Annotated in this window: 20 protein-coding genes; 8 read left to right on the forward strand and 12 right to left on the reverse strand. The window is 62.6% G+C overall.

Annotation, left to right across the window (positions count from 1 at the left end; genetic code table 11):
• Positions 1 to 131: 131 nt before the first annotated feature.
• Positions 132 to 713 (forward strand): hypothetical protein, encoded by a 582-nt coding sequence (locus tag O0881_RS20365; RefSeq protein ID WP_289912707.1) that lies wholly within the window; start codon positions 132 to 134, stop codon positions 711 to 713.
• A 68-nt stretch (positions 714 to 781) separates the two neighbouring features.
• Here O0881_RS20365 and O0881_RS20370 read toward each other — a convergent pair whose 3' ends face one another.
• The 6 genes from O0881_RS20370 to purB all read right to left on the reverse strand — a co-directional run bounded on the left by O0881_RS20370 (position 782) and on the right by purB (position 7,151).
• Positions 782 to 2,935, reverse strand: coding sequence for a S46 family peptidase (locus O0881_RS20370; RefSeq protein WP_289900611.1), 2,154 nt, complete (start codon positions 2,933 to 2,935; stop codon positions 782 to 784).
• A 306-nt stretch (positions 2,936 to 3,241) separates the two neighbouring features.
• Positions 3,242 to 3,511 carry a GlsB/YeaQ/YmgE family stress response membrane protein gene (locus O0881_RS20375; protein ID WP_071075198.1) on the reverse strand — a complete coding sequence of 90 codons (270 nt, stop codon included), beginning with the start codon at positions 3,509 to 3,511 and terminating at the stop codon, positions 3,242 to 3,244.
• A gap of 173 nt (positions 3,512 to 3,684) precedes the next feature.
• Complete coding sequence (locus O0881_RS20380; protein ID WP_289912708.1) at positions 3,685 to 4,260, reverse strand: YceI family protein; 576 nt, start codon at positions 4,258 to 4,260, stop codon at positions 3,685 to 3,687.
• Between the two features lie 142 nt (positions 4,261 to 4,402).
• Complete coding sequence (locus O0881_RS20385; RefSeq protein ID WP_034778891.1) at positions 4,403 to 4,957, reverse strand: YceI family protein; 555 nt, start codon at positions 4,955 to 4,957, stop codon at positions 4,403 to 4,405.
• Between the two features lie 103 nt (positions 4,958 to 5,060).
• The gene (locus tag O0881_RS20390; RefSeq protein WP_046684510.1) at positions 5,061 to 5,585 is read right to left on the reverse strand and encodes a cytochrome b; all 525 of its coding nucleotides are present in this window, start codon (positions 5,583 to 5,585) and stop codon (positions 5,061 to 5,063) included.
• 186 nt (positions 5,586 to 5,771) lie between these two features.
• Complete coding sequence (purB, locus tag O0881_RS20395) at positions 5,772 to 7,151, reverse strand: adenylosuccinate lyase (protein WP_289900613.1); 1,380 nt, start codon at positions 7,149 to 7,151, stop codon at positions 5,772 to 5,774.
• A gap of 277 nt (positions 7,152 to 7,428) precedes the next feature.
• Between purB and O0881_RS20400 the strand changes: the two genes are divergently transcribed.
• Positions 7,429 to 8,043 carry a glutathione S-transferase N-terminal domain-containing protein gene (locus tag O0881_RS20400; protein WP_099666233.1) on the forward strand — a complete coding sequence of 205 codons (615 nt, stop codon included), beginning with the start codon at positions 7,429 to 7,431 and terminating at the stop codon, positions 8,041 to 8,043.
• A gap of 58 nt (positions 8,044 to 8,101) precedes the next feature.
• On the opposite strand, the gene bfr is transcribed toward O0881_RS20400, so the two are convergent.
• On the reverse strand, positions 8,102 to 8,578 hold the full coding sequence (gene bfr / locus O0881_RS20405) for a bacterioferritin (RefSeq protein ID WP_034745609.1): 477 nt from the start codon (positions 8,576 to 8,578) through the stop codon (positions 8,102 to 8,104).
• A 421-nt stretch (positions 8,579 to 8,999) separates the two neighbouring features.
• Here bfr and O0881_RS20410 point away from each other — a divergent pair, with 421 nt between their 5' ends.
• Positions 9,000 to 9,680: a Fe2+-dependent dioxygenase gene (locus tag O0881_RS20410; RefSeq protein WP_077408815.1), complete on the forward strand. Its 681-nt coding sequence runs from the start codon at positions 9,000 to 9,002 to the stop codon at positions 9,678 to 9,680.
• 154 nt (positions 9,681 to 9,834) lie between these two features.
• On the opposite strand, the gene O0881_RS20415 is transcribed toward O0881_RS20410, so the two are convergent.
• Positions 9,835 to 10,536, reverse strand: coding sequence for an energy transducer TonB (locus tag O0881_RS20415; RefSeq protein WP_077409313.1), 702 nt, complete (start codon positions 10,534 to 10,536; stop codon positions 9,835 to 9,837).
• A 17-nt stretch (positions 10,537 to 10,553) separates the two neighbouring features.
• Complete coding sequence (locus O0881_RS20420; protein WP_034745611.1) at positions 10,554 to 10,769, reverse strand: (2Fe-2S)-binding protein; 216 nt, start codon at positions 10,767 to 10,769, stop codon at positions 10,554 to 10,556.
• 412 nt (positions 10,770 to 11,181) lie between these two features.
• On the opposite strand from O0881_RS20420, the gene O0881_RS20425 reads away from it, so the two are divergent.
• The 4 genes from O0881_RS20425 to O0881_RS20440 all read left to right on the forward strand — a co-directional run bounded on the left by O0881_RS20425 (position 11,182) and on the right by O0881_RS20440 (position 13,887).
• Positions 11,182 to 11,466, forward strand: coding sequence for a FeoA family protein (locus O0881_RS20425; RefSeq protein ID WP_077408814.1), 285 nt, complete (start codon positions 11,182 to 11,184; stop codon positions 11,464 to 11,466).
• Between the two features lie 2 nt (positions 11,467 to 11,468).
• A complete protein-coding gene (locus O0881_RS20430) occupies positions 11,469 to 13,370 on the forward strand; it encodes a ferrous iron transporter B (protein WP_289912709.1) in 1,902 nt (633 codons plus the stop codon).
• A gap of 9 nt (positions 13,371 to 13,379) precedes the next feature.
• Positions 13,380 to 13,661 carry a hypothetical protein gene (locus O0881_RS20435; RefSeq protein ID WP_289900615.1) on the forward strand — a complete coding sequence of 94 codons (282 nt, stop codon included), beginning with the start codon at positions 13,380 to 13,382 and terminating at the stop codon, positions 13,659 to 13,661.
• A gap of 64 nt (positions 13,662 to 13,725) precedes the next feature.
• The gene (locus tag O0881_RS20440) at positions 13,726 to 13,887 is read left to right on the forward strand and encodes a hypothetical protein (protein WP_161784184.1); all 162 of its coding nucleotides are present in this window, start codon (positions 13,726 to 13,728) and stop codon (positions 13,885 to 13,887) included.
• Between the two features lie 35 nt (positions 13,888 to 13,922).
• Here the strand turns inward: O0881_RS20440 and O0881_RS20445 are convergent, their stop codons facing one another.
• On the reverse strand, positions 13,923 to 14,843 hold the full coding sequence (locus tag O0881_RS20445) for an AraC family transcriptional regulator (RefSeq protein WP_289912710.1): 921 nt from the start codon (positions 14,841 to 14,843) through the stop codon (positions 13,923 to 13,925).
• A gap of 128 nt (positions 14,844 to 14,971) precedes the next feature.
• On the opposite strand from O0881_RS20445, the gene O0881_RS20450 reads away from it, so the two are divergent.
• Positions 14,972 to 15,961 (forward strand): oxidoreductase, encoded by a 990-nt coding sequence (locus tag O0881_RS20450; protein ID WP_289912712.1) that lies wholly within the window; start codon positions 14,972 to 14,974, stop codon positions 15,959 to 15,961.
• A 44-nt stretch (positions 15,962 to 16,005) separates the two neighbouring features.
• Here O0881_RS20450 and nagZ read toward each other — a convergent pair whose 3' ends face one another.
• Together nagZ and O0881_RS20460 are read right to left on the reverse strand one after the other, a co-directional pair.
• Complete coding sequence (gene nagZ / locus O0881_RS20455; RefSeq protein WP_289912713.1) at positions 16,006 to 17,547, reverse strand: beta-N-acetylhexosaminidase; 1,542 nt, start codon at positions 17,545 to 17,547, stop codon at positions 16,006 to 16,008.
• Positions 17,548 to 17,728: 181 nt separating this feature from the next.
• Positions 17,729 to 19,339 (reverse strand): FMN-binding glutamate synthase family protein, encoded by a 1,611-nt coding sequence (locus O0881_RS20460; protein ID WP_289912715.1) that lies wholly within the window; start codon positions 19,337 to 19,339, stop codon positions 17,729 to 17,731.
• Between the last annotated feature and the right edge of the window lie 21 nt (positions 19,340 to 19,360).

Raw genomic sequence — 19,360 nt, forward strand, 5'->3', positions numbered from 1 at the left:
AGGGGGAAGGCGCGCTGGGTAAGTACGCCCGCTAGGGGCCAATTGTAGCACCGGCTCTTGCCTTGAGGCGCCGCAAGGGCTTGTTGCCGTACTTGTGTTATGAATACGTTTCACGCGCGAGGGGAGGCGGCATGGGCAAGGCGGCGATGGCAGCGCTGGCGGTGCTGGTATGGGGGATAGGCCTGGCGGCGCAGGCGGCGCCATTGCGCTTGCCTGCGGGCAAGGAGCCGGTGGCGCAGGGCGGGTCTGTCACGGCCGTCGCGCAGGGCGCGTTGATACGCTACCGGGGCTGGCTGCTCGCCATCGATGGCGCCGTGCCGGAAGAACAGCCTGACATCGTGCTGACGTCGGCGGATGCGCGCCACGCGCCGCTGCTGCAGATCGGCGCCACGCAGCGCACCTTGCCCCTGTGGTCGGCCTTCGAGCTCGTCAAGGGAAGCGCGCGCCTGCGCATCACGGCGCTGCCGGGGCTTGAAGCGCTTCCCGCGCTGCTGCTGGACTTTGGCGACAGCGATTACCGCATCGTGATTCCCGCCGCCCCCATCGAACGGCAAGCCCATCCACTGCTGGCGCAGCGCTTTCCCGGCGCCGACCTGGCCTTGCTGCTGCAGGATGGCCGGCGGGTCATGTTGCCGCTGGGAAGTGGCAGCGCGCAAGTGTTTGGCGCGGAGCAAGCCGTGCCTTACCGTTTTGCGAAAGTGAAAAAACGTTAGGCGAAAAAAAGCCACTCCCGCAGGAGTGGCTCAGGCTAAAGCGCCCGTTGCCGGGTTATTGCTTTTTGTTATTCAGCGCCCATTTCTTTCAGCAGGTTGTCTGCGTGGTCGATGTGTTTCATGTTCCACAGCATGTAGCGCAGGTCGACCTGGATCGAACGGGTGTTGGCCTTGTTGTAGTCCCAATCGGAAATGATCGAGTCCAAGGTGCCATCGAAGGCCAGGCCGATGAATTCGCCTTTCGAGTTCAGCGCAGCCGAACCGGAGTTGCCGCCGGTGATGTCCAGGGTCGCCAGGTAGTCGACCGGCACGGTTTTCAGCTTCGGATCGACGAATTTACCGAAGTCCTTGGCTTTGATCGCGGCCAGTTGATTTGCCGGTGCATTGAACTCGCCCTGGCCCGTGGCTTTGGCCACCACGCCATTGACGGTGGTGAACGCGGTCCAGGTGGTGCCGTCGGCGCCATGGTCACGGCCGGCAACGCGGCCGAAGGTGACGCGCAGGGTGCTGTTGGCGTCAGGATAGACGGCTTGGCCTTTGCTCTTCATGAAGGCAATTTTTGCTTTCATGTAGTTGGCGTAGGCTTGCTGGATCTTGCCTGCCAGTTCTTCGTCTTCCGCTTCGTTTTTCAGCGAATCCGGATACATGGCGACGGCTGCCTGGATGAAGCTGTCCTTGCTGGCCTGGAATTCGGCTGGCGTACGTTTCAGCCATGCTGCGCGCTCGGCCTTGTCGGCCAGCTTGCTGCCCGCATACAGTTTGTCCAGGGCGGCGGACAGGTCGGCTTGCGACATGCCGTCCTTGATGCCGATGGCGGCGTCAAAGCTGGCGCGGCGCTGTGCTGCCGGTTGCGCGGCGTACTTGGTCAGGCTGTTCAGTACCAGCGCCTTGTCGACTTTTTCATCGTAGGTGCGCTCGACCGACGTGATGCCCGCTTCCAGGCGTGGCAAGTCGCGCGACTGGTAGCCGGACTTGCGTTCCGTATCGGCCTTGGTGCTTTCGTTGGACAGGCGGTACAGGCTGCGTGCCGTGTTCAGCAGGCGTGGCTGTGCGTAGCCCAGGAAGAAATCGCGCTTGGTGTCGGCATCGCGCTCGGCGATCAGCTTTTCCACTTGCTCGATGTCGCCGGCAAATTCCGCCTTGCGGGCAGCATTCGCGTTGACCCAGGTTTTCAGGGCTTCATGTTCTGCCGTCTTGCGTGCCAGGAAGTCGCTGCCCGCGTACGAATCGAGCATGCCTTGGCGGTTCTTGTAGTAATTGTTCACGCCAGCCACCTGGCCCGCATATTTCAGGGCAACATCCTTGTTGTCCTTGGTTTCGCGCGCGATGATGGCCAGGGTTTCGCCCGACGCTTTCACGAAGGCCGGGTAGTTCCAGTCAAACGTGAACGCCACTTCCGATGGCAGGCGGTGACGGTTGGTGCGGCCAGGGTAGCCCAGCGCCATGACGAAATCGCCTTCTTTCAAGCCATCCTTGGCCAGTTTCAGCACGTGTTTTGGCTGGTACGGCACGTTGTCCTTGCTGAAGTCGGCAGCTTTGCCGTCCTTGCTGACGTAGGCGCGGTAAAAACCGTAGTCGCCCGTGTGGCGCGGCCACATCCAGTTGTCGGTGTCGCCGCCGAACTTGCCCACGCCCGCTGGAGGCGCGTGCACCAGGCGCACGTCGCGGATTTCCAGTTGCTTGATCAGGTAGAACTCCAGGCCGCCGTAGTAGCTCGACACGGTGCAGCGGAAACCCGCTTCTTTTTCGCATTCGGCGACCAGTTTCTTCTGGTTTTTCTCGATCGCGTCGATGCGTGCCTTGCCTTGCAGCTTGGCCACGTCGGCGGTGATGATCTTGTCGCTGACATTGGTCACGGCGGAGGTGACGAAGATGCGGCTGCCTGGGGCGGCCGGCAATTCTTCAGCGAACGTCTTGGCCAGGAAACCGTTGGCCAGCAAATCGCGCTCTTTGGTCGAATTGACCGCTACGCTGTTGTAGACGCAATGGTGGTTGGTGGCAACCAGGCCTTGCGGCGAGACGAACGAGGCCGAGCAACCGCCCAGGCTGACGATGGCGCCCATCGGGAACTCGGTCAGTTTGGTCAGGGTGGTCGGATCGAGTTTCAGTCCGGCCGCTTTCAGTTCCTTGGCTACTTGTGGCAGCTGTTGGGGCATCCACATGCCTTCGTCGGCGTGTGCGAAGTTGCTCAGGATAGCGAGCGCGATTAAAGATTTTTTCATTCGAGTTCTAGTCTTTTACATGAAGGGAAGTCGGAACCAACGTGTACCCAGTGTTTTTTCTCAGCGGGCGACCTAGAGTATCCGCACCGAACTCGCACTAGTCAATCACATTTTCCCGGCGGCATGTTTGTGGTTGCTTGTTTAAATGGTACTATTTTCGACATTGCAGGGGCAGAAAGCGGCTGCCAGCTGGCATTTTCCCGTGCCGCGGCTGTGGTATTGTCCATACAATTGTCCTGGCAGCAATAAAAATGGCCGGGCGCCTGCGCGGCCCGGCCATTTGCGGATGTGCTGCTTTTGGTCTGCTTAGCGTATTTTGCCGCGGCGCAAAAGATTCACGATGCCCAGCAGGATCACGGCGCCCAGGAACGAGACGAGCAGCGAAGACAGGCTGAAATTGTCGCTGTTGATGGTACCCGTGCCGAACAGGGGCGCCAGCAGCCAGCCGCCCAGGAAGGCGCCGACGATACCGACGACGATATTGAGGAAGATGCCTTGTTGCGCATCCGTTTTCATGACCATGCTGGCCAGCCAGCCGATGACACCGCCAATAACGATCCAGATAATGAAATTCATGTAATCCTCCGCGCGATGGATGAGTGGTTGTGCCAGAGCGGTGCGGCCTGCACGTCATGGCAAATTGATACTGATGCCGCACGATAGAAAAGTCCAGCGGATTCGCATGGCGCATGCAAAAGCCCGCCTGGCTGCGGGCAGCGAGGCGGGCTTGTCATGCGGCAAGGTCGTGTTTAATCGGCCTTGATGGCTTCCACCTGGATGGCCAGCTTGACTTCCGGCGAGAACGCCGGCATGCCGTAGTTCAAGCCAAAGTCGCTGCGCTTGAATTCTGCCGTGGCATCGGCGCCGCACACTTCACGCTTGTAGCGCGGGTGCATGATGCACTTGAACTTGCTCACGTTCAACTTGACGGGCTTGGTCACGCCCAGCAGGGTCAGTTCGCCATCGACTTCCACCAGCTGCTCGCCGTTGAACTTGAGCGACTTGCTCTTGTAGGTGATTTCAGGGAATTTCTCTACGTTGAACATGTCCGCTTTCTTCGCGTGCGTGTTCATGGCGTCCAGGCCAAAGTCGATCGAATCGGCATCGATGACGAGGTCCAGGCTGCCCGCCTTGGCGGCGCGGTCCAGGGTGACCGTCCCCTTGGTCTTGTTGAACTTGCCACGCCACACGGACATGCCCATGTGATCGGCTTCGAAGCTGGGGAACGTGTGCGTCGGGTCGAGGTTGTAGGTGTCGGTAGCGGCCATGGCCGAACCCGCGCCGGCGGCTACCAGCACGGCGATCATCAAGTGCTTAAGTTTCATCAATATCCTAAAAAGAATCGGTTGGTGGTGTGATTTTAATCAGTAACGGTTGAAAAACGTTCAGGGCAAGGCGCCTTGCCGAAGGCAGTACGAATAGTACGACGAGGCAAGAGCAACGCAGCCATGGACGTTTTCTCAGGTGTTACTGCGCAGCGACGTGGAACTTGATGGTGACCTCGTCGGCAACCATGCTCGTGTCTTTCCACTCGCCTTCGCCGATGTTGTAGGTCAGGCGCTTGATCGGCAGGGCGCCGTCGAACGCATATTTACCGCCGTCGGCTTTCACCGTCAGGGGGAAGGTCACGTCGGTGGTCTTGCCTTTGATGCTCAGCTTGCCGCTGACCGTCAGCTTGCCCGCGCCGGCGGCCTTGATGCTGCTCGAGACGAAGGTGGCTTTCGGGAACTGGGCCGCGTTGAACCATTCTTTCTTGGCCACTTCCTTGTTGTATTCCGGGTCGCCGATATCGATGCTGGCCGTCTCGATTTCCACCGACGCTTTCGACGCGTCCGGCGTGGCCGGGTTGTAATCGATGGCGATATTGAATTTCTTGAACTTCGCTTCCACGGGCACGTTCATTTGCTTGAACACGGCCGACACGCTGGTCTTGGCTGGATCGACTTTCAGCAGGGTGGCGGCGGTGGCGGCCACGGACAGGCCCAGCAGGGAAGCGAGGACGATGCGTTGGGTGGTTTTCATCTTATTTTTCCTGGAGTTTCAGTGAGCAAAGCAGATTAAGAAGGGCTTGGAACGCCGGACAAAACCGCAAATCGCGACGCGCAGCAGGTTTGGTTCGACGTTCTTATGGCAGCATGCGTTTCAGTACGCCATCGCGGTCGATGAACTGGTGCTTCAGCGCCGCCAGCACATGGGCGGCCACGGCAGCGGCCATCGTCATGTTCAGAACATAATGAATCTCTTTTAAAAGCGGCTTAAGTTCCGGGTTCGGCGCCATGATGACGGGCAGCTGGAACAGACCCAGGTAGACCACGGGCACGCCGGCGGCCAGGGTGTACAGGTAGCCGGAGACGGGCACGGCGAAGATCAGGATGTACAGCAGCACGTGCATGGCGTCGGCCGCCTTCTTTTGCCAGGCCACCATGCTGGCAGGGTGCGGCGGCGGCACGTTGGCCTTGCGCCACAACAGGCGGATGGCGGCGATGGCCAGCACGGTCACGCCCAGCCACTTATGCCACGAGAAATATTTGAGCTTGGTGGGCGTCAGGCCGGGAATATCGACCATGACCAGGCCCATGACGAAGGCGCTGATGATCAGCAGGGCGGTCAGCCAGTGCAGGATGATGGCGGTGGTGGTGTAGCGTTGCATCGACGGCTTTCTTGAAAGTAGTACGTGTTAGGACTAATTCGGCCTAATATACCAAAGAAAAGCAAATTGCGCTGCGTGCTGCAGATTCTACAAGAAAGATTGCCGGAAAAACCGCGGGGCGGGCAGCATTTGTGTGCTGGCCGCCCCGCGGGAGTGGGATCGTGAGGATCCCCATGTGGAAACTGCTTAGATGGCTTTGGCCAATTGCGCGGCGATACCGATGTAGTTAGCCGGCGTCATGGTCAGGAGCACGTCCTTGGCATCCTGCGGAATGGCCAGGCCATTGACGAAGGTTTGCAGCGCTTCTTTCGAGATGCCCTTGCCGCGCGTCAGCTCTTTCAGCTGCTCGTACGGGTTTTCGATGCCATAGCGGCGCATCACGGTTTGTACGGGCTCGGCCAGCACTTCCCACGTCGCGTCCAGGTCTTGCGCCAGGCGTGCATGGTTCACTTCCAGCTTGTTCAGGCCGCGCAGGCAGCTGTCATAGGCCAGCAGGGTGTAACCGAGGCCCACGCCGATATTGCGCAGCACGGTCGAATCGGTCAGGTCGCGCTGCATGCGCGAGACAGGCAGTTTTTCCGACAGGTGTTTCAGGACGGCGTTGGCCAGGCCCAGGTTGCCTTCCGAGTTTTCGAAGTCGATCGGGTTGACCTTGTGCGGCATGGTCGAGGAACCGATTTCGCCCGCTTTCAGTTTTTGCTTGAAGTAGCCCAGCGACACGTACGTCCAGATGTCGCGGTTCAGGTCCAGCAAGATCGTGTTGGCGCGCGCGAAGGCGTCGAACAACTCGGCCATGTAGTCATGCGGCTCGATCTGGATGGTGTACGGATTGAACACCAGGCCCAGGCGCTGCTCGATGACGGCCTGCGAGAATGCCGGCCAGTCGAAGCCGGGGTAGGCCGACAGGTGGGCGTTGTAGTTGCCGACGGCGCCATTCATCTTGCCGAGGATTTCCACTTGCTCGATGCGTTTCACGGCGCGCTGCAGGCGGGCCACGACGTTGGCAAATTCCTTGCCCAGGGTGGTCGGGCTGGCCGTCTGGCCATGCGTGCGCGACAGCATCGGCACGTCCGCATTGTCGTGCGCGATCTGCGTCAGCTTGGCCACCAGGCCGTTCAATGCCGGCAGCATCACGCCATCGCGGGCCGCTTTCAGCATCATGCCGTGCGAAGTGTTGTTGATGTCTTCCGAGGTGCAGGCGAAATGGATGAATTCCGACGCCGCCACCAGTTCCGGCACGTCCGCCACTTGTTCCTTCAGCCAGTACTCGACGGCCTTGACGTCATGGTTGGTGACCGCTTCGATGGCCTTGATGCGGGCCGCGTCGGCTTCCGAGAAGTCGGCTGCCATCTTGTCGAGCAGGGCGGTCGCTTCGGCCGAAAACGGCTTGATTTCAGCGAAACCGGCTTGCGACAGCGCTTGCAGCCAGGAGATTTCCACTTTCACGCGGTGGTGCATGAAACCGGCTTCGGACAGGATCGGGCGCAGCAGATCGGTCTTGCTGGCGTAGCGGCCATCGAGCGGAGACAGGGCCGACAGCGTGGAATACGGAGTAGTAGAAGTCATGAGAGCGGACGCAAGTTAAAGAAACGGTTGGCGTGTGGCGCGCGGGGAGGGCAGGGCTATTGCAATACAGCAACACTGACGGCGCCACAGTAAAGGGCGATTTTACCACCGCTGGCCGCTGGCCAGCCGTCCGTTGGCCGCCGGCACGCCGCTTTTGGACCGAATCCGGCGCCGATGCGGCGTGCCTGCCACACACGGGGGGCCGCCGGGCGCGTGCTGCCAAACAGCGCTGCCGCCGATGCTATACTGCTTGCTGCTCCTTTACCTTAAAGTACCTATGAAACTGATCGGTTCCCTCGCCAGCCCGTATGTCCGCAAAGCCCGCATCGTGCTGGCGGAAAAAAAGCTCGACTATGTCTTCGAGCTGGAAAACGTGTGGGTGCCGGAAACCCGCATCGCCCAGGCCAATCCCCTGGGCAAAGTGCCTTGCCTGGTGATGGAGGATGGCAGCACCTTGATCGATTCGAAAGTCATCGTCGAATACCTCGACACGCTCACGCCCGTGTGCAAGCTGCTGCCGGCCGGCGGCAATGGCCGCGAGCGGGCCGATATCAAGAATTGGGAAGCGCTGGCCGACGGCATCCTCGACGCGGGTGTGCTGGTGCGCCTGGAGCGCACGCAGCGCCCGCCCGAGCAGCAAAGCGCGGCTTGGATCGCGCGCCAGCTGGACAAAGTCACCCTGGGCCTGGCGGCGCTGGAAGCACGCCTGGGCGAGAGCGCGTATTGCGCCGGCAAGAACTACACCCTGGCCGACGTGGCCGTGGGCTGCACCCTGGGCTGGCTCAGCTTCCGCTTCCCGGAAATCGACTGGCGCGCGGACCATCCTGCGCTGGCCCGCCTGTTCGACAAACTGTCCGAACGCCCATCGTTCAAGGATACCGTGCCGCAGTAAAGGCACGGACGTAAAAAAACCGGCGATTGCCGGTTTTTTTATCTGCCTCGAAGAAAAATTACTCTTCAATCGCCATCTGGCTTTGCAGGTAGTTCTGGATGCCGACTTTGGCGATCAGGTCGATCTGCGTTTCCAGCCAGTCGATATGTTCTTCCGTGTCTTCCAGGATCATCAGGAACAGGTCGCGCGAGACGTAGTCGCCCGCTTTTTCGCTGATGGCGATGCCTTCCTTGACGGTGGCGTGCGCGGCGCGTTCCAGCTTCAAGTCGCATTCCAGCATTTCCGGCGTGTTCTCGCCGATCAGCAGCTTGTGCAGCGCTTGCAGGTTCGGCAGGCCGTCGAGCATCAGGATGCGGTCGATCAGCTTGTCGGCGTGTTTCATTTCGCCGATCGATTCTTCGTATTCCTTCTTGCCCAGCTTCTCCAGGCCCCAGTGCTTGTACATGCGCGCATGCAGGAAGTACTGGTTAATGGCCGACAGTTCGTTGGTGAGCTGTGCGTTGAGCATGCGGATGACTTCTTTATCGCCCTTCATGGGATTTCCTTTGTTCTGTGTCGCATTCGATGATGAAACCGGAGGCTGCTGGCGTTCACTGCCGGGTGGCGCTGGCTGCCTGGTGGCGCGCAGGTTGCCGGTTTCGCTATGCCCGCATGATAGCGCAAAATATGGGCGATTTCGGGCGGTAAACGGCATTTTTCCGTCTTTTTAACGTAAATATCGTGCGAATAAAACCCATTCTCAAATGGATTGCCACATTTTTCCGTTTTTTATTTGTTAAGGAAAATGAAGGCCATTCTCATTCGCGTTCATGCTCCTATTTGGCCGCCGCTGGCGCGCCTGCATGGCCGTGCTGAAAAGGCGGGAAATGTTGGTCCGTTCTTGCTTTTGTGTCTTCTTGGCCGCTGCCGGCGATGCGATAATCAGGCAGCGATATTTACTGAAAAAGGATAGCAAGATGATGCTGCATATACCCGGCGTGCTGACGCCGGAACAGGTCACGCAGTTTCGCCAGCGCCTGGCGCAGACGGACTGGGTCGACGGGCGCGCCAGCGTCGGGGCGCAAGGCGCGCAAGTCAAGCGCAACCGCCAGCTGGCGGAAGGTTCGCCGCTGGCGCTGGAACTGGGCGAGATCGTCAGCCGCGCACTGATGGCCAATCCCCTGTTCTTTTCCGCCGTGCTGCCGCTGCGCATCCTGCCGCCGTTCTTCAACAGCTATGCGGGCGGCGAGCACTATGGCCTGCATATCGACGGTGCCATCCGCACGCCGAAAAACGGCATGCAGTCGATGCGCGCCGACGTCTCGTCGACCGTGTTTTTGAGCGAGCCGGACGAGTACGAAGGCGGCGAACTGGTGGTGGTCGATGCGTATGGCACGCATGAAGTGAAATTGCCGGCCGGCGACGTGATCGTGTATCCGTCGAGCAGCGTGCATCAGGTACTGCCCGTCACCAGCGGCGAGCGCATCTGCTCCTTCCTGTGGACGCAAAGCATGGTGCGCGAGGATTGGAAGCGCAGCATGCTGTTTGAGCTCGATCAAAACATCCAGAGCGTGCGCGGAGAACACGGCGATTCGCCGGCGACGGTGGGCTTGACCGGGCATTATCACAACCTGCTCAGGATGTGGGCGGAGATGTAGCGCGCAAAAAAAAGTCTGCCTGGCCCGGGGATGTAGGCTGGCAGACTGAAACAAGCAGTTGCTTGACTGGTACAGAAAACAGGGCGCACAAAAGCAAGCAGGGCACAGGGTGCGGTGCTTGCGGGCTGGCAGCGGCGCAAGGGCCGCCGGAAGGCTAGCTCAGTTGGAAGGTCAGCGGTACTAACACGTACACGGGAACAGGCTTGCCGTTCTCGATCATCGGCTTGAACAGCGCGCGCTGGGCGGCCTGGCGGCCTGCTTCATCGAGGTTGCCGTAGCCGGTCGATTTATGGATCAGGATTTGCTCGGGCAAGCCCTTTTCATTGATCAGGATGCGCAACACCACGGTGCCGCTTTCGCCCAGGCGGCGCGACAGATTCGGGTAGATCAGCTGCGGCGCCTTGATGTATTCGACGCTGCTGACGGTGCGCGGCGTCGACGGCGCCGGAGGCGTGGGCGACGGTGTCGATGGCGCTGTCGGCGCAGCGGTGGCAACCGGTGCCGCTTCGGCGCGCGTCGGCTGCGGCGGCGTGATCGTCGGTTCGCTCGGCGCCACGGCGATCAGCGGCAGCGGCGGGATCACGGCGCGCGGCACGGGGGCGCTCAATTCCACGGTTTTCGGTACGGACGGCGCTGGCGGCTTGGGCGGCGCCGGCGGGGCGATGATGCTGATGGTGGTGATGGTCGGCATGGCCGCCGTGACCACGCGGCTCAGCAGGCCGCTCTGGATGGCGTAAAAGCCGGCGATGTGCAGGACGACGATGGCCATCAGCGGCGCGAATTTGTTGCGCTTCTTGTCGAAGTCGGCAAATTGCTGCACGGCCTGCACCGTTACGGGCGGGGGCATCATCGTCATGGCGTTCATCGCTTTCTTTAGTTTGTCAGTACAGCTCGCATCAATACGGTTTCTTGCAGCGCCACGGTGGCGTTCAGGTGATCGTTCAGCACTTCCCGCGCGCAGGTGTGGCATTTGCCGCAGCAGGTGGCCACGCCCAGGTCGCGGCGCAGTTCGGCCATGCTGGACAGGCCAAGATCGACGGCTTGACGGATTTCACGATCAGATATGTTGTTGCAGACACATACAATCATTGATACACCTTCTGGCTGGAGGATGAACAGACACTAGTGCTGGAAAGCATTGTTGCTAGTGTTTTAATGAGAATCATTATCATTACGTTTCATTGTCGCGCAAAGCGGGGGACAATGCAAGTGATTTTGATCAAGTGTGCGGCAGTTGGCGGCCTGGCGCCGCAGCTTCACAGGCCATGTTTCCGAATGACGCAGCCCTTGATGGGGGCGGCTCTCCGGGCTAAATAAAAACTATTCGCATTCATGTTTATAATGCTGGTATTGTCTCGGACGGTCACCGTCTGGACAGATTGAATGGCCGCTTGTCGGTAATGCGCAACAGTTGCGTTTTACCTCACAAACCTGGAACCGGTGCAAGGCGCCTTGCGCCGTCGCCGGTATCAGGTGTTCTTAATTTGAACGGAATTTGCTCATGACTCTAGTTCCACCCATGATGACGCTCGATGCGCTGGCAGTCGGCCAGAGCGGCACGGTGTTGCATATCACGCCCCACACGGCAGGACAGACGGAGGACGGCGTCGACCTGGCCCGCCGCTTGATGGAGCTGGGGTTCGTTCCCGGCGAACGAATCCGCATGCTCAAGCGCGGCATTCCCGGCGGCGATCCGCTGGCCATCAAGGTCGGCAATGCCACGTTCGCACTGCGCCGCTTCGAAGCGGCGCTGATTACGATTCAACCGCTGCTTCAACCGGAATGACCATGGGTGCTGTCGAAACTATCGTGGATGCAGGCGTGCACAAGCCGCCGCATCAGCCACAAATTGCCTTGCTGGGCAATCCGAACTGCGGCAAGACCGCCCTGTTCAACCGTTTGACGGGCGCGCGCCAGAAAGTGGCGAACTACGCCGGCGTGACCATCGAGCGCAAGGAAGGCCATTTCACCTCGCCAGCCGGCAAGCCCGTGCGCCTGCTCGACCTGCCGGGCGCCTACAGCCTGTCGGCCACCACGCCCGATGAAGCCATCACGCGCGACGTGGTGGGCGGCTTGCGCCGCGGCGACCCGCGTCCGGACGCCATCATCTGCGTTGTCGACGCCACCAACCTGCGTCTGAATCTGCGCCTGGTGCTGGAAGTCAAGCGCCTGGGCCTGCCCATGTTGCTGGCGCTGAACATGACGGACGTGGCGCGCAAGCGCGGCATGCTGATCGACACGGTGAAACTGTCGCAGGAACTGGGCATGCCCGTGGTGGAAACCGTGGCGGTGCAGCACGATGGCGAAAAAGCCTTGCTGAACGCCATCGACGCCATGCTGCCGCTGCCGGCCGTGGAAGCGAAACCGCTGGCGGCCATCGATGCCGTCACCGTCGAAGAAACCCAGCGCGAAGTGCGCCGCATCCTGTCCGCCGTCAGCAATGACACGAGCGACAAGGGCAACCTGACGGAAAAGATCGACGACGTGGTGCTGCACCCCGTGTTCGGCCCCATCATCCTGGCCGTGCTGATGTTCCTGATCTTCCAGGCCGTGTTTGCCTGGGCCGCCACGCCGATGGAAATGATCACCGATGGCGTGGGCCACCTGGGCGCCGTGCTGACGGCGAACATGCCAGACGGTCACCTGAAAAGCTTGCTGGTGGAAGGCATCATCGGCGGCGTCGGCAGCGTGCTGGTGTTCCTGCCGCAGATCCTGATCCTGTTCTTCTTCATCCTGAGCCTGGAAGACTGCGGCTACCTGCCGCGCGCGGCCTTCCTGCTGGACCGCCTGATGGGCGGCGTGGGCTTGTCCGGCCGCGCCTTCATCCCGCTGCTGTCGAGCTTTGCCTGCGCCATTCCCGGCGTGATGGCGGCGCGCACCATCCAGAATCCGCGCGACCGCCTGGTCACCATCATGATCGCGCCGCTGATGACGTGTTCGGCGCGCCTGCCCGTGTATGCGCTGATCATCGCCGCCTTTATCCCGGAACGCCAGGTATGGGGCTATCTGAGCCTGCAAGGCCTGGTGCTGTTCGTGCTGTACTTCGCCGGCATCATCTCGGCCATGGCCGTGGCCTGGGTCATGAAGCGCGGCATGGGCGTGCGCGGCAACCAGCCGCTGATGCTGGAATTGCCCGCCTATCACTGGCCGCACCTGCGCAACCTGGCCGTCAGCCTGTGGGAGCGCGCGAAAATCTTCCTCACGCGCGTCGGTACCATCATCCTGAGCCTGATGATCATCCTGTGGTTCCTCAGCACCTTCCCCGGCGCGCCGGATAACGCCATCCATCCGCCGATCTACTACAGCCTGGCCGGCATCCTGGGCCGCGGCCTGGAAGTGATCTTCGCGCCCATCGGCTTCAACTGGCAGATCTGCATCGCGCTGGTGCCGGGCATGGCGGCGCGCGAAGTGGCCGTCGGCGCCCTGGGTACCGTGTATGCGCTGTCGCAAACCGGCGACGCGCTGGCCACCACCCTGGAGCCGCTGATCGCCCATTCGTGGTCGCTGGCCACCGCGCTGTCCTTGCTGGCCTGGTATGTGTTCGCGCCGCAGTGCCTGTCGACGCTCTCCGTGGTGAAGCGCGAGACGGGCGGCTGGCGCTATCCGCTGCTGATGGCCGGCTACATGTTCGCGCTGGCGTATGCCGCCTCGTTCATCACGTACCGTGTCGCCTTGATGCTGAGCGCTTAGGAGAAAACCATGTGGCAAACCCTCATCGTCGCTCTGATCGTCGCAGCCGCGCTGCTGCATTTTTCGACCAAGTACCTGCCGGCGGGCGTGCGCCGCGCCATCGTGCGGGGCCTCGTGCGCTGCGGCCTCGATGAGGCGAAGATGTCGACCTTCTTCAAGGTGGCGCCGGGCTGCGGCAGCGGTTGCGGTTCCTGCGGCTCGTGCGACAGCCCGCCGCCGCCGTCAAGCACGCCGCCAGCCGATGGCAGCAGCAAGCGCGTGATCCTGATGCAGGTGCAGCGCCAGGACTGATGTACGTCTAGCCACGGGCGCGCCCGTGGGCTACACTGGGCTTTCCGCATGGCAAGGAGTGGCAATGGCGATACTGTTGATCTTCATGTTTTTGTTTGCGGTCGCCACCTGGCTGCTGGCCAGCCGGCGCGGCCGCCACGGGGGACTGTGGTTCGGTATCGGCCTGTTTCTCGGACCGTTTGCCTTGCTGGCGGTGGCGGCCTTGCCGCCCGTGCCGGCGCGCTGACCTTGTATGATTAAAACCCGCAAGCGCGGGTTTTTTTACGCCTGCGCGTTCGCGTGGCGCAGCCGGTACTGGCGCGGCGAGCAGGCCATGACGCGCTTGAAGGCGTGGCTGAAGGCGCTGTCGGAATCGTAGCCCAGCGCCTGCGCGATCAAGGTGACGGGTGCGCTGCCGTCCTTCAGGCGCCGCGTGGCCAGGCGCATGCGCCAGCGCAGCAGGTAGTCGAGCGGCGTCACGCCCACCCGCTTCTTGAAGTGCAAGGCAAAGGCGGAGCGTGACTGCCCCGCGACGGCAGCCAGCTGCGACAAGGTCCAGCGCCGCGCCGGTTGCGCGTGCATGGCCTCGATGGCGGCGCGCAGCCGTGGATCGGCCAGCGCGAACAGCCAGCCCACCGGGTGCGAGGCCTGCGCTTCAAGATACTGGCGCAGCATTTGCAGCAGCATCATGTGGCCAAGGTGGCGCGTCATCAGCGCCGCGCCGGGCGCCGTCGCCTGCAGTTCCTGCGCCAGCCGTTGCAAGGCCCAGTGCAGCACGCTGGCCTGGTCCGTATCGCCGTGCACGTGCAGCAGCGGCGGCAGGCAGTCGAGCAGGATGGCTGCTTCGTCGCCAAAGTGGAAGCGTCCGCCGATGAGGAAGAAATCGTGCTGCGGCGCGCCGTGGCGGGCCACGCCCTGTTGCGTGTGCCGGTACACTTCCAGCGCTGGTGCGGCCGGCAAGCCGGGCGTGCTGGCCAGGGTGAACGCGCGTCCCGGCGCCAGCAGGAAGCAGTCGCCCGTCTGCAGCTGCACGGGAGCGTCGATGCCCGCGACCGTCAGCCAGCAAGCGCCTTCGATCACGGCGTTGAACTTGATGCCGTCCGGCGGCGGAAAGTCGATGGCCCACTCGCCGCCCGCCTTCAGGCCGGCAAAGTAGGAGCTGCGCGTATCAAACAGCGAGAGTACATCGGAGAGCAAATCCATGGTGGCGGCAATTCTGGACGATGGCGATAGTATTGCGGATTTTACGCCATTCACCGTCCAGAACAGCTCGCGCAAAATACGCATGTCGCCAGCCATCCCGCGCTGGCCACCCACATGCAGAGGCAGATATGACATACGGCGATCACAGGCAAATTCCCCTTCATTCCGGCTTCGGCGCGGCCACGACCGCCAGCGAGGTGCTGGCCGGCCGCGATCTGTCCGGCATGCAGGCCATCGTCACGGGCGGCGCGTCGGGCCTGGGGCGGGAAACGGTGCGCGTGCTGGCTGGCGCCGGCGCCAGGGTGCTCGTCCCGGCGCGCGACCAGCATCAGGCGCAAGCGGTCCTGGCCGGCATGACTGGTGTGGAGGTCGCGGCGCTCGACCTGCTCGATCCGCAATCGATCGACGCATTCGCGGCCGCCTTCCTTGCCACCGGCCGCCCCCTGCACCTGCTGGTGAACGGCGCCGGCATCATGGCCACGCCCTTGCTGCGCGATGCACGTGGCTACGAGGCGCAGTTCGCGACGAATCACCTGGGGCATTTCCAGTTGACGGCGCGCCTGTGGCCCGCCTTGCGGCAGGCGCAGGGCGCGCGCGTCGTGTGCGTGTCGTCGCTGGGACACCGGCAGGCGGGCGTCGACCTGGACGACCCGCATTTCCTGCGCCAGCCATACGATAAATGGCGCGCGTATGCGCAGTCGAAAAGCGCCAATGCGCTGTTTGCCGTGGAACTGGACCGTCGCGGCGCGGCGCACGGTGTGCGCGCCTTTTCGCTGCATCCGGGCGCCATCCTGACGCCGCTGGTGCGCCACCTGGACCAGGATGATTTGCGCAGGGTGGGAGCGCTTGACGATGCGGGCCACGTGAATCCGCCGCCGCAGTCGGGTTTCAAGAATGTGGCGCAGGGAGTGGCCACCACCGTCTGGTGCGCCACCAGCGCGCAGCTTGAGGGCATTGGCGGCGTGTATTGCGAGGATGGCGATATCGCCCCCTTAGTGGAGGACGACAGCATGGGGCCGGGCGTGCGGCGCTGGGCCATCGATCCCGGGCAGGCAAGCCGGCTATGGACGCTGAGCGAACAGATGACGGGCGTGCGCTTCGATTGCGACGCTGCATGAAAAATGCCGGGCAAGGCCCGGCATGTGCAGGAGGGGGCGTGGCTTTACGCCTTGCCCGCCAGTTTTTCCACCACGGGCACCAGCGCGGCCGGACGGCAGCCGAAGGCGGCCAGGCGGCCTTGCGCATTCGGTGCCAGGTCCAGGTCATACGGCAGGCGGCCCGCCACCAGCCACAGTTTATCCTGCGGCAGGGCGTCGACGAGGCGGCGCTGGCCGTCGACGAACATGGCGTTATACGTTTGCAGCACGATCTGCTGCGCGCCTTGCGCAAAGGCGATGGCTGCATTGACTTCGTCGTCCAGCGCCTCGGCCGACAAGGCGTACTCGCGCACGTCCAGGCCTGCTTCGAGCAGCGCCGGCAGCATCGAACTGCGCGCTTCCTTGTTGCGGCCCAGCGCCACTTCGTCGATTTCGCTGCGCGAGCGCACTTCCACCGTCAGCAGGGTCACGGGCAGGCCCGCGTCGAGCGGGCGGTAGTCGCCCTGCACGCGCAAGGCGGCCTTTTGCAGCAGCTGCGACAGGGCCATCGCGGCCGGCTGCATCAGCGCCGGCGGCGTGAGCGGACGCGCGCGCCAGTCGCGCACGGCGCGGTTGCGCTTGAGTTCAGCCACGCGGGCACAGGCCGCGTCGATGCGGGAGAGCGCGATGTCGCCGCGCTCCACGGCGGCGATGACGGCGTCGATGGCCGCCGTCTGCTGTGCTTCGCGGTGCGAAATGAGGACGATGTCGGCGCCTGCCTGCAAGGTAGCGATGGCGCCCTGGGCGATGCCGATGCCGTCGGCGATGGCCGCCATTTCCAGGCAGTCGGTAATGACGACGCCCTGGTATTTCAACTCGCCGCGCAGCAGGTCCGTCAGCACGCCTTTCGACAGGGTAGCCGGCACGCTGGTGTCGGCCTCGAAGGCGGGGAAGACCACGTGCGCCGTCATGATGGCGTCCACGCCGCCGGCAATGGCCGCGCGGAAGGGCGCCAGTTCCACGGCGCGCAGGCGTTCCTTGTCGTGCGGGACCAGGGCCATGGCGTAATGCGTGTCGATGGCCGTGTCGCCGTGGCCGGGGAAGTGCTTGGCGGTGACGGCCATGCCGCTGGCGCGCTGGCCGCGCATGGCCGCCATGCCGTAGTCGATGACGGTGGCGGCATCCTCGCCATACGCGCGCACGCCGATGACGGGGTTGTTGCGGTTGTTGTTCACGTCCAGCACGGGGGCGAGCAGCAGGTTGATGCCCACCTGGCGCATTTCATCGCCGCTGATCTGGTTCATGCGTTCGCAGTCGTCGATGGAGCCGGCCGCCTGGAAGGCCATCGCGGCGGGAATCGGCGTGACGCCCTGCTCGATGCGCATCACCATGCCGCCTTCCTGGTCGATGGAGATCAGCAGCGGAATGTCGGACACTTCCGCATTGATCTCCTGCAGCTCGCGGCACAGGGCGGACACTTGCGCTGGCGTGTGCACGTTGCGGCGGAACAGGATCACGCCGCCCACCTTCTTGTCGCGTATCAAGGTCTTGATATGCTCGTCCGCCTGCAGGGCGTCGAAGCCCACCATGAATAGCTGTCCTACTTTCTCGCGCAAACCCTGCTCCATGCTGCAACTCCTCCGGTATTCATTCTGATGACGACAAGTCCGTATTGTGGCCCGCGGCGGCGCAATGGAGCGCTCACCGGAAAGCTGCCTTGGTTTTGACCTTATTTTGGTATTGTATTGGATTTGGGTTTTTGCGCAAGTGGTTATTAAGTGGTATTGCTCCACTTGCGCAAGGCCGGGTTCAATCCAGGCGCTGGAACGATGCCGATTGTGCCTTCGGCCAGTACAGGCCGAACACGGGCGGCAGCTGCGGCAGCTGGCTCGGGTCGAGCAGCTGGCCCGCTTCCAGGAAGGGCAGCAGGGCCGAGGCCAGTTTCACCTGGTTCGGCGAGATGCGCCGCACCAGGTGGTGCGGGCGCAGTTCCTGCGGATGCGCCAGGCCGGCAGCGGCGATCAGTTCGGCCAGCGCTTTCATGGTGTTCTGGTGGAAGTGCGCCACGCGGGAGATCTTGTCCGACACCACCAGCGCGCGCTGGCGCTGCGGGTCTTGCGTGGCCACGCCCGTGGGGCAGCGGTCCGTGTGGCAGCTTTGCGACTGGATGCAGCCCAGCGCGAACATGAAGCCGCGCGCCGAATTGCACCAGTCGGCGCCCAGCGCCAGCAGGCGGGCGATGTCGAAGGCCGTGATGATCTTGCCCGAGCAGCCGATCTTGATCCTGTCGCGCAGGTTGGCGCCCACCAGGGTGTTATGCACGAGCACCAGCGCTTCCTGCAGCGGCGTGCCCACGTGGTCCGTGAATTCCAGGGGCGCGGCGCCCGTGCCGCCTTCGCTGCCGTCGACGACGATGAAGTCGGGCGTGATGCCCGTTTCCAGCATGGCTTTGACGATGGCGAAAAATTCCCACGGGTGGCCGATGGCCAGCTTGAAGCCCGTCGGCTTGCCGCCGGAGAGCGTGCGCAGGCGGTCGATGAAGTGCAGCATTTCCAGCGGCGTGGAAAAGGCGCTGTGCGCGGCCGGCGAGACGCAATCCTCGCCCACCATCACGCCGCGCGTGGTGGCGATTTCGATCGTCACTTTCGGCCCCGGCAGCACGCCGCCGTGGCCCGGCTTGGCGCCCTGCGACATCTTCAGCTCGATCATCTTGACCTGCTCGGAGCTGGCGTTGGCGATGAAGCGTTCCTCGGAAAACGTGCCGTCCTGGTTGCGGCAGCCGAAGTAGCCGGAGCCGATTTCCCACACCAGGTCGCCGCCGTTTTCGCGGTGGTAGGGGCTGATGCTGCCTTCGCCCGTGTCGTGCATGAAGCCGCCGCTGCGCGCGCCGCCGTTCAGGGCCAGGATGGCGTTGGCCGACAGGGCGCCAAAGCTCATCGCCGAGATATTGAAGACGCTGGCCGAATACGGTTTGGCGCGTGGGCAGTCCGGATGATTGCCGATGTCGATGCGGAAGTCGTGGCCCGTCACCTTGGCGGGGGCGATGGAGTGGTTGATCCATTCATAGCCCGCTTCGTACACGTCGAGCTGGGTGCCGAACGGGCGCTTGTCCGTCTGCTCCTTGGCGCGCTGGTAGACGATGCTGCGCTGGCTGCGCGAGAACGGCGTCGCTTCGCTGTCGCTTTCCAGGAAATACTGGCGGATTTCGGGGCGGATGCTCTCAAAAAAGAAGCGGAAATGCGCGAGGATGGGGTAATTGCGGCGCAGGGCGCGCTTCGTTTGCAGCAGGTCGCTGATGCCGACCAGGGTCAGCGCGCCGGCCAGCACGGGCAGCCAGTAGTGATCGTAGTAGAACAGGGACAGGACAAAGATGGCTGCCGTCGCAATGAAGGTCAGGTAGCGAAATGGTACTAGGTGCATGGGCACTCCGGTGAAGTCAGA

This window comes from Janthinobacterium sp. SUN100, assembly GCF_030397705.1.
GTDB lineage: Bacteria > Pseudomonadota > Gammaproteobacteria > Burkholderiales > Burkholderiaceae_D > Janthinobacterium > Janthinobacterium kumbetense.